Origin of the sequence: Bifidobacterium sp. WK012_4_13, assembly GCF_041080835.1 — a bacterium.
GTDB classification, from domain to species: domain Bacteria; phylum Actinomycetota; class Actinomycetes; order Actinomycetales; family Bifidobacteriaceae; genus Bombiscardovia; species Bombiscardovia fermentum.
Genome location: NZ_CP129683.1, coordinates 2,249,607 through 2,265,243 on the forward strand (window position 1 = coordinate 2,249,607; position 15,637 = coordinate 2,265,243).

Below are 15,637 nucleotides of genomic sequence, written 5' to 3' on the forward strand. Positions count from 1 at the left end.
TCGAACTAAGCCCTTCGAGTTCGCAATATGGAAGCTCTAGAACCGAAAATACTATACAAATACCTACATGCTGTATGATGTTGTACGGATTGTTTTTCGGACGGTAGAAATGTCGCGGACTGAGTGAGATGAAGATCTGAGGTGTGATGGTGAGACATGAGTGGGGCCGATGCGTGGATCAACGGCGGCGTGAGTGCAGTGCGAAGCGACTCGATATGGACCGCGCGCAATTCGTTCAATCCCAACCCCTTGAGTCTGCATTGCGTCTCAGTCGATCATCGTCATCTCCCATGAGCTTGGTGGCAGCTTTCCTATTCGCCTCGCATAGAGGCCGCCACGCAGCCAGGACCCGGCACATTTCAATCCTTGCATCGTTGTTCCTCGCAGTCCTTGCGCTCGTCACCAGCATCACGATGGCTAATCTGCAGGAATCGAAGGCTGTCGAAACAGAAAATCCCTACGGCCCGGACGGCTATTTCAGCAGCCTCGCTGCAGGGGAGCGACCTGTCTATGACAATGGCTGGGAGAATACGCCGACCATATTGTTCGGCACGCAAGAAACCGACAAAACCGGCCAAACCGCCGAAAACGACGAAACCGACCAAACTGACGAATCGAAGACTCCCGGCAGATACAGAACGCTCGCGAAGGGGCAGCTATTCGGCAAGCTTGATTCGAGTGTTTTAGAAGCATCGCCGAACGCTTCGTCGTTCACATCGGTGGGACAGAACGAAGCCCTGCTGTTTTCCGAGGATACTGTCACCGAGCCGTTCGGCTTCGACACTTCCGAGACAGCCAGCAATACATTCGACAATGCGGAAGACTCCTACAAGTCAAATCTTGCGAAAGTCTCCGAGAAGACGACAAGTACGGACTTTTCAGAATTTGAGCAAAAGCAACTTGTCGCATCCCCATTGGAGGGGACCTGCACTGAATCGCACGATTCCAGCTGCTCGCAACCGAGCACGGAGCCCGAAGGCGGGAGCTCTTCGGTCAACGCATACGCTGCGTTCCCACTCGCCTACGGCGACATCACACAATATTTCCCGAAGCAGAGCAATCTGCTGACTGGCAACGGCTCAACCAGCAGCGGGGGAATCGCTGGCCTAGCTTGCCCTAACGCAGCGTGCTCGAAGCAGTCAGCTGGCTATTGGCTGCGCTCGCCGTTATGGGGGAGCGCAGATCTCGTATACTCAGTTGACCGGAATGGCTTAGTTGAGACGACGGCAGCGAATGGCAAGCGAGCACTGCGCCCTGCTGTGCGTCTCGACCTTTCGAAGCTGCTGCTCACCTCGTCGGCAAAAGATCAAAGCCAGGATCCTGAAGCCGATCAGCAGCTTACCTTCGTTGACGAAACAAAAAGCTTCACGCTCACCAAGCTGGAAGTCAAGGACGGGAAGCTTGTCATCGATGGCACGACTGATATGGAGGATGCGACTGGTTTCGGCTGGAAGCTCGTCGACCCTAAGAATCCTGACAAAGTCGTCTCGTCTGGTAATACCAATGGCAATATGTCGCATTCGCTGAAAGAGGACGATTCCAATACCTATCATCTTTATATTTGGGCGCAGCGGAACGAAGCATCAGAAGTCGGTATAAGCGGCTCCGCCAGCAAGTTCCAAAATGTGAATTTTTCTGTTAATGGATTGACGACAGGTATTCACACTAGTTCCACCACCACACTTCGAAATACAGTATCTTCCACGCCCTTGGCAGGCGCGCAGCCGAGGGCTCTCCTCAATTGCAGCATAGGCTTTGGCGGAAACCATACGACATCCCCTAGCGAGACCCACAACAATATACGATGCAGCGAAGGCATCGTCGCCCCCACCAGGGTCGCTGCCCATCCAGCGCCGTCCGACGCTAAACACATCGGATGGTCTTCAGACGACGGGACTTACTGGTACGCTCCCGGAGAAGTAATACACGAGAGCACAGGGTGGCTGTACGCACAATTTACCTACGAAGTTACCTACGACTGCTTGGGTAGCGGTACAAACATCGTGCTCACCGTGCCCTATCCGGGGAGCTACACAAGCCCACCGAGTACCGCATGCAACCGCGGTGGTGCAGGTGTAGCCAAATGGGGTTCCAGACAAGGGAACGTAACAGGATACCAGACTTTCCTATTCGATCCAGGCAAGACAGTTGCTTCCAACGGGGAGTTAAGATACTATGCGTTCTTCGAGGGGGTCGCCGAACAAACCACACTGCGAATTCTGTTAGACCGAGGTGTGCACTCTAGGTTTACGGATTCTGGAATAACGCTAGTCGACACTTCTGGGAAGTCCTATTCGGGGACCCTCAGCGGAGGAACGTTTACATACATGTGGCTTCCGTTTGGACAATACACAGTTATGAGTTCGACCTATGGTGCCTTAACGACCATTACTGTTTCCGAGGCCTACCAGAACCATATCGTTAACTATTGGACTGTGCGCTACAACTTAGGTGGGGCAGACGAGCCTGTCCCTCCCGACAAGTACGATTCAGTTGAGGTTCTATCCGGCACGGTAGTGAATAGATTGGATGGTGATCCAAAACGGCTTGGGTACATCTTTGACGGATGGTATACGAGTCGAGCGGGAACTACTGTGTATGCTTTCGGGCCAATAACGGATACGACTACCATATACGCGCACTGGATAAAATCAACGGAAACTGTCAATGTTACGGTTACAATCCATAAAGACAACTCGTCTTGGGCCGATCATGGGAAGAGCGGCTTCGAGCTTAGGTCATCTGACGGGGCAGTTATCGGCGGTGCAGTCAATGGAGATGTCGTTACGTTCAACGACGTTACTGCAGGGAATTACGACATCTACAACGCCAGCGAAGGAAGGCTGAAGCAGCTAACTGTAACAGATGCGGACACAGAATTCTCCCTTGATTACTACACAACATCGTTTGATACTCACGGGGCGGACACTCCTACGCCTGACGATGTAATCACCTTTTCTGGTCGATTCATATCTGCCTATCCGCCCGTACCCGAAAAAGCGGGACATACGTTCAACGGATGGATGACCGCTGAAGACAGTTCAACTTACTTTTTTTTCTTTTCTATTACTACTTCAGGCACAGCACATGCGCGGTGGATTGCCGATAGTCCATCGTTGTCGACAGTAACGGTGACGCTGCAGAAGGACGGTTCGGCCTGGATTGGTCATGCCAAGACCGATTTCGCCCTGACTCCGGACGATGGACTGCCAATCTTCGGAACGGTGAGCGGAGCGAGCGTAACGTTCGCCGATGTGCCTGACGGCAGCTATACACTCTCGAACACACCTGACGGCATGCTGAAGAACATCACGGTGAGTTCCACGGCGACGACGTTCACCGTAGACTATTACACGATCAGCTTCGATACGCATGGTGCGGATACCCCGCCTCCCGAAGGCCAAATCGTGCTGTCAGGCTCGGATGTCTCACCTCCCGCCGCCCCGACAAAGTCCGGCTTCACTTTCCAGGGGTGGAAAACCGCAGATGGTGGTTTGACAGCGTTCACGTTCACGAACATCACGGCCACTGCCACAGCTCATGCGGCGTGGAGCACGGGCGGCTCTGGTTCTGAAGACCAAGACTTCGTTACGGTGACGGTGCGCAAGGACGGTTCCCCATGGACGGACCACAATAAGACATCCTTTGTGCTTACTTCTTCTGAGGGAACGGCCATCGACGGTTCGGTGAGCGGTGCTACCGTCAGCTTCACAGACGTTCCGGATGACACCTATGACCTCTCGAACACCCCAGACGGCATATTGAAAAGCATTACGGTCAGTTCCACGGCGACGAGTTTCACGGTGGACTATTACACGGTCAGCTTCGATACGCATGGGGCAGATACCGCGACTCCGGCGAACCAGATTATTCTTTCAGGGAAGAACGCATCTCAACCAAGTGATCCCACGCGATCTGGCTATACCTTCGAGGGTTGGATGACCACTCATGGTGGTTCTTCAGGGTTTAACTTTTCCAATATAACTGGTAGTGGTACCGCTCACGCTAGATGGAATGGTGATCTGAGTCCGCCGCCACCCGGCCCAGACACTGGCTACGATTGTGATCCTCCCGAGGCAATCTATGATGAGGAAGGGATTCAAATTGGCTGGGAAGAACCGGTATGCACACCACAGACATTCACCATCTATCTGAACAACGACGGAGGATCCACGTCCCCTCCCTCGTTCATCGCGACATACGACGCCGCTGCACCCAGCATTCCTTTGGCGACATTCGCCGGATACACCTTCCAGGGGTATTACACGGCATGCGGCGGCGGTGGCCAACAGGTTCTGACATCATCACGATCCTATGTGAGCTCGTCGGCATACACGTCCGGGGGCAAGTGGACGAGCACATCCAGTTCACTGACATTCTGTGCGAAGTGGACGCGCGTGGTGAACCTGGACTACGACGACGGGGGCTCCGCTCCGGACAGCAGCTTCACGGCCACGTACCATTCGTCGGCGATCAGCGGCATGCCCGGCGCACCGAGCCTGACGTATTACATCTTTGCCGGTTTCCGCAGTGCGAAGAATGGTGGCGGCACGCAGGTGCTAACGACTGGCATGGGGTATATCAGCTCCGCAAGCGGATTCACATCTGGCGGTCAATGGGTGTATACGGGAGCGAGCCAGCTGACGCTTTATGCTCACTGGACCTTTACCGTCACCTATAACGGAAACGGCCAGTCCTCGGGAACCGTTCCCGGCAACGCGACGGTCACCCGCTATGATTCGTATGATCTCAAGGCATCCAGTCCGAAATTAACGAAAAATGGCTTCACTTATCGTGGCTGGAATCTCGCGGCTGACGGAAATCGGAAAAGCTATTTCGAAACCGAAAACGACGTCTATTTCAGCCCTCCCGACATGTCCACCAGCGGTGTGGTGACGCTATATGCGCGGTGGACGCGGTCAGTCGTCACGCAGACGGGCGGCCTGTTCGAATACAAGGTAACGTTGTCGTCGTCGATGGACGTCATCGTCCCGACCAACGGGTGGGGAACCACGGCCGCGCCTGGGGTCGGCTATTCCTGGCGCGTCTCCATATCCACTGACAACCGTTCGACGTGGACGGTTCTCGATTGCGAGATGCAGGATCGCGATACCAAAGGCAGCCGTTGCGATGCCGGAGTCGATTCCGACGCATACAAGGGAACGTCGGCGAACTCGAACAGCAGCGGGCCGCGTCTGGGGTCGCGTTCGGGAACGTTCTGGGTACGACTCACTCCTGCGCTGAACACCGCGAGCGTTGGTTGGCTGCGCGCCTTCGCAACCTCGCAGGGAAGCGATGCAAGCTTTCACAGCCAGGCCTCGACCATCGTGCAGGTTGCGGACATTCCATTCCGAGGCTTGGACGGTGATGCGAGCGATGCATCCGCTGGCAACAACGTGGGAGCGAACTTCCTGAACGGAACCATCAATCTCACCGAAATAGGCAGGGTGTTCGACTCGACGGACACCACGTATTGGACGAAGGCGACTTCGGCGGGCAATAACTTCGCATACCGCATGTTCTCCGGGGACGCGAAGCTGACCACGCTTGCAGCGGGTTCGTTCTCGACTGGGAAACTGACCAGCGCCGGAGACGGCTTCTTCGAGCGCTCCTTTGCAGGAACGACCGCGTTGGCGACGCTTCCTGCCGGGTCTTTCGACACCAACGGCCTGACGACTGTGGGTGGCAGCTTCTTCGCTTTCGCGTTCCTGGGGGATACCGGCCTTCCATTGTTGCCGGACGGTTCGTTCAAGCTGTCGAATATCGAGATGGGCGGCAACCTGTTCTTCGATTCGGCGTTCAAGGGGGCGAACAAGCTCGAAACCCTTCCCACGGGATCGTTCAACCTGTCCAAGCTCGCAATTGTCGGGAATCGTTTCTTTGCCGAAGCGTTCAGCGGAGCGACCAAGCTTGGCGCCACTTCGATCCCGCTTCCCTCGGACGCGTTCAGGCTGATCTCGACATCGCTGGCAATCGGCGATGAATTCTTCGCCTCCGCGTTCCAAGGCGCCACGAGCCTGGCGGCGCTTCCATCGGGATCGTTCAACCTGGGTGCCATAACGAACGCGAAGAACGCCTTCTTCCAGGATGCGTTCAGTGGGGATAACAAGCTCACCACGCTTGCCACCGACTCATTCAACCTGTCGAACATCACCACGTCGGGCAACTCGTTCTTTGCGCGTGCGTTCAGGAATGCGGCGGTGCTGAACGATCTGCCTGCTGACTCGTTCAAACTTTCGAATGAAGAGCTCTCGGTGGGCAATGACTATTTCGCAGAGGCGTTCTACAACAATGAGTCACTCACTGATGTTCCTGCTGACTCGTTCGAGGTAGGGCAGGCCACCACTGCGGGGACGGGCTTCATGAAGCTGATGTTCGCCGGCGAGGATATTTCTCATGCTCCGAAGTTCAAGCGCAATACCGTTGCCAGAATGGTGGTCACGTGGTCGTTGAATGCTTCGAACGTGAACAAGGAAGGCACGTTCGAAGACACGTTCAGGAACGTGTTCACCGCCATCGGCCATCTGCTCATCGATCCGCATACCGAGTTGACGCTCGATCCCACCATCTCCGCGGCCCAGCCCAGCAAGAACACCTTCACCGACACGCGACTGTGCACGGATTCGAAGTACTTCGTGGAGTGGGGATTGAAGCAGTGCGAGTTCTTCGAATACACCATTCAAGATTCGGACCTGTCTGTGCCTCTGGTCGTTCCCGCGAACGGTCGCTTCAATGCCGAGGATGCGTATGGCGCCCAATACGATTGGGAGGTCGAATGGAAATGGAAGAGTGAGGATTCGGTCGAGTACCGCACGCTTGACTGCGATCCTCTGATTCTGAATGCAGTCGCTGCCGTGCAGACCTGCGAGCCGAACACCGATACCGTATACAGCGGAAAGTCACGCGCGGGCACGGACGTCGGTCCGCAGTTGGGTGCGCCAATCGACTGGCCCGGCTTTGTGGAGGCAGCTACGGAGGGCGAGATAGACATTCGTCTGCGCTATGCAGCGAAGACGCACGATCCGACCGAAGCGACTGGCTGGCTGCGCGCCTTCGCCACCTATGGCGATGATGCCCCTCACCAGAGCGCCGCCATGATCACGGCCATCAAGGACGTGCCGTTCTTCGGGATCACTTCGGTGATTTCGGATACGTTCTCGGGTGATTTCGTCGGCCAGTTCATGTTCAAGGAGTGCGTGAACCTGGCCCGGACGGGCAGGATCCTCTACCTCGACGTTCCAATTGAAGGCTGGCCCATTCCCGACAAGGACTGGCGTGGCATAACGACGATTGGAAAGAACTTCCTGCTGAAAATGTTCGAAGGCGACTTCAATCTGACCACCATTCCAGACGGGTCGTTCAACCTGCGTCAGATCACCACGGTGGACGACAGATTCCTCGATTCGCTGTTCAAGGGCGCAGCCGCGCTGCCATCTCTTCCGGTCGGAGGGTTCAACATCTCCGCCCTGACGAGCGTAGGCTCTTCATTCCTGGCAGAGAGCTTGAGCGATACCGCCATCGTCGGCTCGCCAGTGGGCTCGCTGAACATGGCCAACATCGTGAGCGCATCTGACAAATTCCTCTATCAGACCTTCCTCGGCGCGACAAAACTGCGGGGACTCGCACAAAAGTCATTCCACTTCAACGACGCTCTCGTCTCGCTTGGCGAAGACTGCTTCTATCAGACCTTCTATGGCGCCGAGTCGATGATCGCGATACCAAAGTGGTCGTTCAACACGGCGAACATCACTACCGTCGGCGTCAACTATTTCTATCAGACCTTCGCGAGCAATCGTGAGAACGATCCAGAGGCGAGTGGAAGTCCGCAGTTGGACCTGCACGCCATCAAGCAGGTGATGTCGGCATGGAATCTCGTTGACCCGTACCTGAACCTGGATGGGGTGTTTTTCGAGACCTTCGTCTTGAACACGGTCGCCCACGGCGACATCAACATCGAGGCAGCCAGGCAGCTGGAGCTCGATCCAGGAGAGTTCACGGACACGCTGCGCACCGTGCGGGTATGCTCCAACTCTCCATACCGGGAGCATTGGGGTATCAAGGAATGCCCGCCATTGTATTCCCTTCCGTTCACCGGGAGCCTGCCCATCATCATGATTGCAATAGCCGCTGGCGGGCTGCTGATGATGCTGGCAATCGAACTGCACAGAAGGCAGACGCAGCTTGCGACGAGTTCCGGTGTCGGGCGCGGGGGCGGGCTTGGTGGTGGGCTTCGACCCATCCGCCATCTGCGGCCAGAGGAAGCGAGTCGCTGGTGGAACCGTGGTTTGGGCGGCAGGGGTGGCTTGGGCAGGCAGGGCAGTTTGGACAGACATGGCAATGCAGGCAGTGCGGGTCACATTGGAAGTCCGGGCAGTTTAGGTGGCGCAGGCAGTGCGGGCAGGCCGGACAGTGCGGGCAGGCCCAAACGGTGGGAATAACGTGGGCGCCGAGCGGCCTAAGCCACGGCAAAACGACCAGAAGGCGACCGAGAGTCAACTAGAACGCGACAAAGTGACCGACAGTCGACCGAAAGGGATCAGAACGTGACCAGAAGGCGACCAGAATCCCGTGTTTTTCCGCTTTGAATGGGTCTGAACGTCACTGAACGCGCCAGATATCAAGTTTTTGGCACTAGTGAAAGTACAAACGCTGTTTTTTGGCTTCTTTTGGAATCAATTTCCGCCATTTTTGGGCTTTGATACTTTTGCAAGTGCCAAAAACTTGAATTCTCGATCAATCAGGTCGCTCGAGCGGGTCAGATGGGTCATGTCGCTCGAGCGGGTTGCATTGTTGATGCGATTCGAGCTGCTCAAGCGACCTGTCTCACCGGCGAACTCACTGGAACTGCATGCCGCCGTCGACGATAAGCGTCTGACCGGTCATGTAATCGGAGTCATGCCCTGACAGGAACGCAACGGCGTTCGCGACATCCGAAGCCTCGCTCAGTCGGCCAAGCGTGATGTCCTTGGAGAAGGTGCTCATGCCCCATTCGTCATCCTTGCCAGCGTTGACTGCAACCTGATGCGCGATGTCCATCATCATTGGGGTCTTCACGATTCCGGGTGCATATGCGTTAGCGGTGATGCCATCCTTCGCGAGATCCTTCGCCGCGACCTGAGTGAGTCCGCGGATCGCGAACTTCGTCGAGCTATAGAGCATCAGGTTGGCGTTGCCGACGACCCCCGCCTGACTGGTGGCATTGATGATCTTGCCGCCATGACCCTTGCTCTTGAAGACCGCAGTCGCTGCCTGCATGCCCCAGATGCATGAGGCCACATTGATGTGATACACCTTGTCGAACATGTCAGGAGTGATGGTGTCGATGGGCGTGGTCGGTGCGATTCCTGCGTTGTTCACCAGAACGTTGAAATCTCCGAGCTTTTCAGCTGCCTCTTCGATCGCCTTCCTGACTCCTTCGCGATCGGACACGTCGACCTTGAAAGCCTCGGCCTCTCCGCCGTCATCGTTTATGGATTGTGCGACTTTTTCTGCCAATTCCAAGTTCAAATCGGCGATGGCCACGGCAAATCCGTCCTTCACCAATCGGAGGGCGATTGCCTCGCCGATTCCCTGTGCCGAGCCTGTGATAAATGCAACTTCTTTGTTCATGATGCAGGTCCCCTTTGGTTGCCTCACGTAATCGGAAGTCTCACGTCACCATGACGTGCAACACCCCCAGTATAAGGCGCTTTTGCTGCAATCGTGATACGCAAATCGCCTATTTCTGCATTTGTGGGTGAGGTGGGTGGGGCTCGTTGAATGAGGGGTGCGTTGTTCTGGATTTCGAAGCAATGCGAACATATCTATTTGCGCGCGTCAAAGATCGTGATATATTGGTTTCTGCGCTTCAATGTTGACGCGCATAAATTAGAAAAGAGGAAGTATGAGCTTCAAGATGCAATCTCGGTGGTTGGGCGCCATAGTCGCTGCGACAACCATGATCGTTCCCTTGGCTGCCTGCGGATCGTCAAGCAGCGGCCAGACCGAAATTTCCTTCTATTCCTACTTTGGAAAGTCACAGCTCGGCTCATTGATCACTGATTTCGAAAAGAAGAACCCAGACATCAAGGTCGATGTGTCGTATGGACAGAGCCCTTCGCAATATGTGCAGACGCTGCAGACCCGCCTCGCAGGTGGCAAGCCGCCAACGATCTTCAACCTGACGATGGATAACCGCACCGATGTGATGTCTTCCGGAGCGGCGCTTGACCTGAGCGGAAAGAGCTTCCTGAAGGGCATCTCGGCGAGCAACTACAAGCTCTTCCAGCAGGATGGAAAGACGTATGGCATGCCTGTGACCGCCTGGTTCAGCGGCATGTTCTATAACAAGAAAATTCTTGCAGCGGCAGGATACAAGACCTTCCCGACGAACTGGGATGACTTCATCGCCATGTGCAAGAAGATCAATGCACAGGGGAAGACCGCCTATCTCGAGGACTTCAACTCGCAGCCTTCGCCTTCGTTGGCAGGTCTGATCGGCTCGTGGTATGGCAAGGAGAAGTCGAGCGCCCCTGACTTTGACATCTGGGATGGCAAGGCAACATTTGCAACCAATTGGAAGACAGCCGTCGATGAATGGAACAAGGGCATCAAGGATGGTGCAATTCCACAGAAATCCATTGGCATCTCTGGCGATCAGATCAAGAACGAGTTCGTCAGTGGATCGCTTGCCGTGTATCGTTCCGGTCCCTGGGACCTGAGCGATCTGAGCCAGGCGGGCATTGACTATGGCGTCGCTCCGATGCCAGCGGTCAAGGGTGCGACCCCTTGGATCACCGGCGGACCAGATCAGGGCTTCGCCATCGCGGCGAAGGCAAGCACTGCCCAGCAGAAGGCCGGAGAGAAGTTCCTTGCCTTCCTGAACAGCGAGCAGGGGCTGAAGGATTTCTCGACCGCAGCGGGAACGGTTTCGATCTCGAGCAAATACACTTCCACGCCGAATGCCAAGGTTGCGGATCTGGTCAACAACTATCTCGACAAGGACGAGGCGTATTGGATCAATTGGGGCAAGTCGCCGACAGCCATGTCCACCACGATGATCTCCGAGCAGCAGCAGCTCGTTCAGGGCAAGATCACCACGGCCCAGTTCCTCAAGGCCCTTGATGACAAGTGGAGCACACTCTGAATCAAAGTGTCGATTTCAGATGACGATTTCAGATCTCGATTTCAGATGACGGTGGCGAATGGCAACGCTGCATGGGCACAGATTCCAAGGGCTCAGTTGTCATGGGCAGCGCTGCATGGGCACTGTTCCCGTCCGATGACCGTCGGAACTGAGCTCAGTCTGAGCGCATGAAGGACCTGCATCTTGTCAGACAGGACGGGCGATGTCCCGTTCAGTCTGACAAGGCCTGGTCACAGTCATGTCATCATCGTCGAACCGGTAGCCGTCCGACAGGCGTACGGAAGCGAACCGACAGGCGTCCGGAAGCGAACCGATAGCCATCCGATAGGCGTCCGACAACCATCCGATAACCATTCGAAAGCGAAGCGAATCATGGCAGAAGTACCGTCCCCACAAATCCGCAATCAACGATAGAAGCACATAATGATAGCAATAAGCACCGCGAAGACCAGCAGAAGGAAAAAGAACAACGCGTTCTTGGAGAATCTGCCCTCTGCATGGTTTCTGCTCCCCATATTCATCGTATTCGCAATCCTGACGGTGATTCCGCTGTGTCAGACACTGTTCTATTCGATCACCGACTACAACGGGTATTCAAGCAACTTCCATTTCATAGGCTTCAAGAACTATTCGACGATCTTCGCCGACCCATCGCTGCTGCAGGCGTTGAGCTTCACCCTGCTCTATGCGATCGTGACCACACTGCTCATAACCCTGCTGGCCATCCCGCTTGCGGTCACGCTGAACAGTGCGATGTGGGGCAGAAGCTTCGCGCGTTCGCTGTTCTTCTTCCTTGGCGTGCCATCACAGGCGATCATCGGCCTGGTGTGGAAGTTCATATTCTCGCCCCTCGATGCCGGAGTCATCAACAAGATTCTGGCAAGCGTCGGACTGCATTCGGTGCAATGGCTCTCGCAGGATGGAACCGCAAAGTTCTGTGTCATCATCGTGGCAGTCTGGATGCAGGTCGGCTGGCATGCGACGCTGTATCTGGCATATCTGCAGACCATTCCCCACGACCTGTATGAGCAGGCCAAGGTCGATGGCGCCAATGCGTGGGATCGCTTCGAGCATATCACGCTGCCGCAGCTCGTTCCCGGAATCTCGGTCTCGATGTTCCTGCTCATGACCGGTGGCTTGAAGATCTATGACCTTCCCTATACATTGACCGGCGGCGGGCCTGGAACCTCGACGAACACGATCACGCAGGCAATCATTCTTCGAGGAATAGACCAGTCGAACTATGCGCTTGGATCAGCGCTCGCATCGCTGTTCACGATTGCGTGCATCGTCGTGATCGCACTGCAGATGAAGGCTACCGACGCACTTGGAAAGAGGTTCGCATGAACACGACACGACGTATGATGGCGGGAAAGATAACACGAACGGTCGTGGTCCTCGCCTTGGCCCTGATATGCGCATTGCCCCTGTGGTACATCCTCATCAGCTCGTTCAAGTCGTCGATCGACATGATCGTGAACCCTATGGGATGGCCGAAGCAGTGGACCTTCTCGAACTATGCCGATGCGTTCCAGGACGGCACGATCATCCGTTCGTTCTTCAACACCCTGATCGTGACCTTCTTCGGTGTGCTGATTCAGGTGATCATCGGTTCGATGGCGGCATTCGGCGTCATCTATAAGAAGTCGGCGTTCACCCGGATCACCGGCTCGGTTCTGATGATCGCATTCGCCATACCGCTTCAGGCAACCCTGCTGCCGCTGTTCAAGATGGAGGCGAGCTTCAACCTCGTTGACTCGCTGCTTGGTCTGATCGTGCTGTATGCGGGCTCAAGCGTGTTCTGCTACTTCCTGATCGTCGGATACATGTCGTCGCTGCCGATGGAGCTCTTCGAGGCTGCCAAGATCGATGGCGCGGGCGCCGGAAGAATCTATATGAAGATCGTGCTGCCGCTGATTCGGCCAATCCTGACGACGGTTGTCGTGTTCCAGACGATGTCGACATGGAACGACTTCCTGCTTCCAAGCGTGTTCCTTTCGTCGACGAGCAACGAGACCGTGGTGTTGCAGGTATATAACGCCGTGCAGAAGTTCTCTACCAACTGGCCGCTGTTCATGACCATCACGGTTATCGCGCTGGTCCCAGTCTTCGTATTCTTCTTCTTCTGCCAACGATGGATCGTCTCCGGCCTGGTCGCAGGGTCGGTGAAGGGATAGAAGGAAGAAACGTGCCCGGCCATGAGTGGGCGGGACGCGCAAGGAACTCACTGAAGTCTGAAACTCACCGAAGTCTTGGAATCCACGGAAGTCTTGGAACTCACTGAAGTCTGAAACTCACGGAAGTCTGAAACTTACGGAAGTCTGGAATAGTTAGGTAAAGAAATGACAATGCAAGAACGAACCATGCCCGAAGTCGATCGGACGCTCAGACAACTCACCTTTGGCCACGGCATGGCTGAGATCGATCCGCAGACGGGAGCCATCGCAGGCTTCTCGAACGTGGATTCGCCGAAGCGGGAATATCTGATCGATGCCGACATTCCCTGGCATTCGCCCGATTTCTATTGGGGCACTGGAATGGTCGTCACGTCAAAGGGGAGCTGCTCGTGGATCACGCCGACCACCTTCGATGTGACGAGCAATGTCGAGACGCTTCATTTTGACATGGGCCAGGCGGGTCTGGAACTTGATGTGACGAGAAGCGGCGGCGATGCGCTCACCGAACGCTATGTCTGGCGCAACGTCTCCGGCGGGCCGCTCACCATCTCGCAGCTGTCGATCGAGGCTCCGTTCAACAACTATTATCCGTCCGCGCAGAAGGCGCTTGACGAGTGCGTCAACGCGCACATCTTCGCCGGAGGAAGCTGGGCCTGGTGCTACGCCGAACCGATGGACGGATCCTCGCCTTCGCTTGGCATGATCGTGCGCAAGGGCGCCCTGCATTCGTATTCGTTGCAGACACAGAACGAGTCGGTGTTCTCGAATGTGCGCGGTCACATCGTGCTGAACGTCACCGACCATGCGATATCGCCCGACTCCTTCGGTGGCCAGCCGATATTGCATCTGCAGGCCGATGACAGCTATGAGCTGGTCAACCAGGTCGGATGGTATGCGTCGCGCGATGCCTTCGAAGATGATGTGGATGCGCCTGCCTCGTTCTCGGCGCTGTCGAGTCCGCTCGGCGAAGGCATCGATGTCGAGACGGCGCTCGATGTCAACGCTGACAACGCCCATCTGAGCATCGAGGCGACAGATCGCGGCTATCGGATAGGCGCAGACGAAGCGGGAAGCTATTACATCCATCTTTCTGGTGAGGACTACTCGGCATGTACGGAAGTGCTGTTCTATGCGCCTCTTGAAGAGACGGTCGCCAGCCGGGTGCATTACATACTGGACCATCAGGTCGCGTCGTATCGTCCGGGAACGCTTTCGGCGGCCATAGTCTCGGTGGACACGCGCACGAAGCTGCAGATCATCGACCCGTTCTGGAATGACTGGACCGATGGTTCCGAGCGAATCTGCATGCCTGTTCTGCTGCAGAAGGCCTTGAACCACGGCTATCTTGACGATGGCGACAGCATTCGGGCGCAGCGCGAATGCGACGCTTGGCGCGACTTCGCCGAAAGCAACCTGCTCGATGCGAGTGGGGCGTCCCGGCGAGGTTCGTCGCAGCCGGAGTCATCGTTCGGCAAGCGGCTGTATGACATGCCCTGGATCGCGCAGTTCTATTGCGAGCATTTCCGCGCGAGCGGCGACATGCATGACCTTGACATGGCCTCACGGATCCTGAACCGGCTCACGGAGCTCGGTGGGCAGCACTTCCTGAGCATCGAATTCGCGGAGACCTGCGAATGCACTGCCAGACTGCTGCGCGAACAAGGCAGGGGTGCCGAGGCCGATGGAATTCTTGACCATGTGCTGTCGAGCGCCGACTTCTTCCTGGGGCTTGGACGCAACCTTCCACCGCACGAGGTCGCCTATGAGCAGTCGGTGGTCGCACCGCTGATAAGCCTGCTGATCGGCGCCTATCGAATCACGGGCGAGTCGAAATATCTTGACGGAATACGCTCAAGACTGCCCTGGCTGCTGTCATTCAGCGGATTCCAACCCGATTGCAGGCTCAACGGCGTTGCGATACGGCATTGGGATGGGCATTGGTTCGGCATCTATCGCTCGTTTGGTGATACCTTCCCGCATTACTGGTCGGCGCTCACCGCCGAAGTGCTGCTCAGACTGCCCGAGCAGATCGCTAACGATGGCACGCTCGCCCTGGCTGCGAGGATCCTGCGCGCGAACATGGCCAACTACGATGCCGATGGGGGAGCGACCTGCGCCTACATCTTCCCGTCGTCGGTCGATGGCCGTGCGATGAACAGGGCCGACCCCTTGGCCAACGACCAGGACGAGCATCTCAACATCTGGCTTCGCATGATCGAGGAGGAGCATCTGAGCATTCGCTGAGGCTGCCTTGCTTCCGGACGTGGTGGAATCCAAGCTTCGCGCCGGGATCATTCAGGTCGGGGAACCGTGAGGCATTGCGTATGCCTATGGT

General features: G+C 56.1%; 6 protein-coding genes. 5 read left to right on the forward strand and 1 reads right to left on the reverse strand.

The features are described from left to right. Positions 1-299 precede the first annotated feature (299 nt). Positions 300-8,438 carry an InlB B-repeat-containing protein gene (locus QN062_RS09165; protein WP_369341497.1) on the forward strand — a complete coding sequence of 2,713 codons (8,139 nt, stop codon included), beginning with the start codon at positions 300-302 and terminating at the stop codon, positions 8,436-8,438. Between the two features lie 397 nt (positions 8,439-8,835). Here the strand turns inward: QN062_RS09165 and QN062_RS09170 are convergent, their stop codons facing one another. Further along, positions 8,836-9,609: a (S)-acetoin forming diacetyl reductase gene (locus tag QN062_RS09170; protein ID WP_369341498.1), complete on the reverse strand. Its 774-nt coding sequence runs from the start codon at positions 9,607-9,609 to the stop codon at positions 8,836-8,838. A gap of 274 nt (positions 9,610-9,883) precedes the next feature. Between QN062_RS09170 and QN062_RS09175 the strand changes: the two genes are divergently transcribed. The 4 genes from QN062_RS09175 to QN062_RS09190 all read left to right on the forward strand — a co-directional run bounded on the left by QN062_RS09175 (position 9,884) and on the right by QN062_RS09190 (position 15,546). Then, a complete protein-coding gene (locus QN062_RS09175; RefSeq protein WP_369341499.1) occupies positions 9,884-11,125 on the forward strand; it encodes an ABC transporter substrate-binding protein in 1,242 nt (413 codons plus the stop codon). Between the two features lie 423 nt (positions 11,126-11,548). Further along, positions 11,549-12,472 (forward strand): carbohydrate ABC transporter permease, encoded by a 924-nt coding sequence (locus QN062_RS09180; protein WP_369341500.1) that lies wholly within the window; start codon positions 11,549-11,551, stop codon positions 12,470-12,472. Further along, positions 12,469-13,302 carry a carbohydrate ABC transporter permease gene (locus tag QN062_RS09185; RefSeq protein WP_369341501.1) on the forward strand — a complete coding sequence of 278 codons (834 nt, stop codon included), beginning with the start codon at positions 12,469-12,471 and terminating at the stop codon, positions 13,300-13,302. Before QN062_RS09180 ends, QN062_RS09185 begins: the two co-directional genes overlap by 4 nt. Before the next feature lie 171 nt (positions 13,303-13,473). Beyond that, positions 13,474-15,546, forward strand: coding sequence for a hypothetical protein (locus tag QN062_RS09190; protein WP_369341502.1), 2,073 nt, complete (start codon positions 13,474-13,476; stop codon positions 15,544-15,546). Positions 15,547-15,637 lie beyond the last annotated feature (91 nt).

Coding starts and splice junctions, on each gene's coding strand:
- QN062_RS09170 (WP_369341498.1), bottom strand. CDS start 9,609: ATGAACAAAGAAGTTGCATTTATCACAGGCTCGGCACAGGGAATCGGC.
- QN062_RS09175 (WP_369341499.1), top strand. CDS start 9,884: ATGAGCTTCAAGATGCAATCTCGGTGGTTGGGCGCCATAGTCGCTGCG.
- QN062_RS09180 (WP_369341500.1), top strand. CDS start 11,549: ATGATAGCAATAAGCACCGCGAAGACCAGCAGAAGGAAAAAGAACAAC.
- QN062_RS09185 (WP_369341501.1), top strand. CDS start 12,469: ATGAACACGACACGACGTATGATGGCGGGAAAGATAACACGAACGGTC.
- QN062_RS09190 (WP_369341502.1), top strand. CDS start 13,474: ATGCAAGAACGAACCATGCCCGAAGTCGATCGGACGCTCAGACAACTC.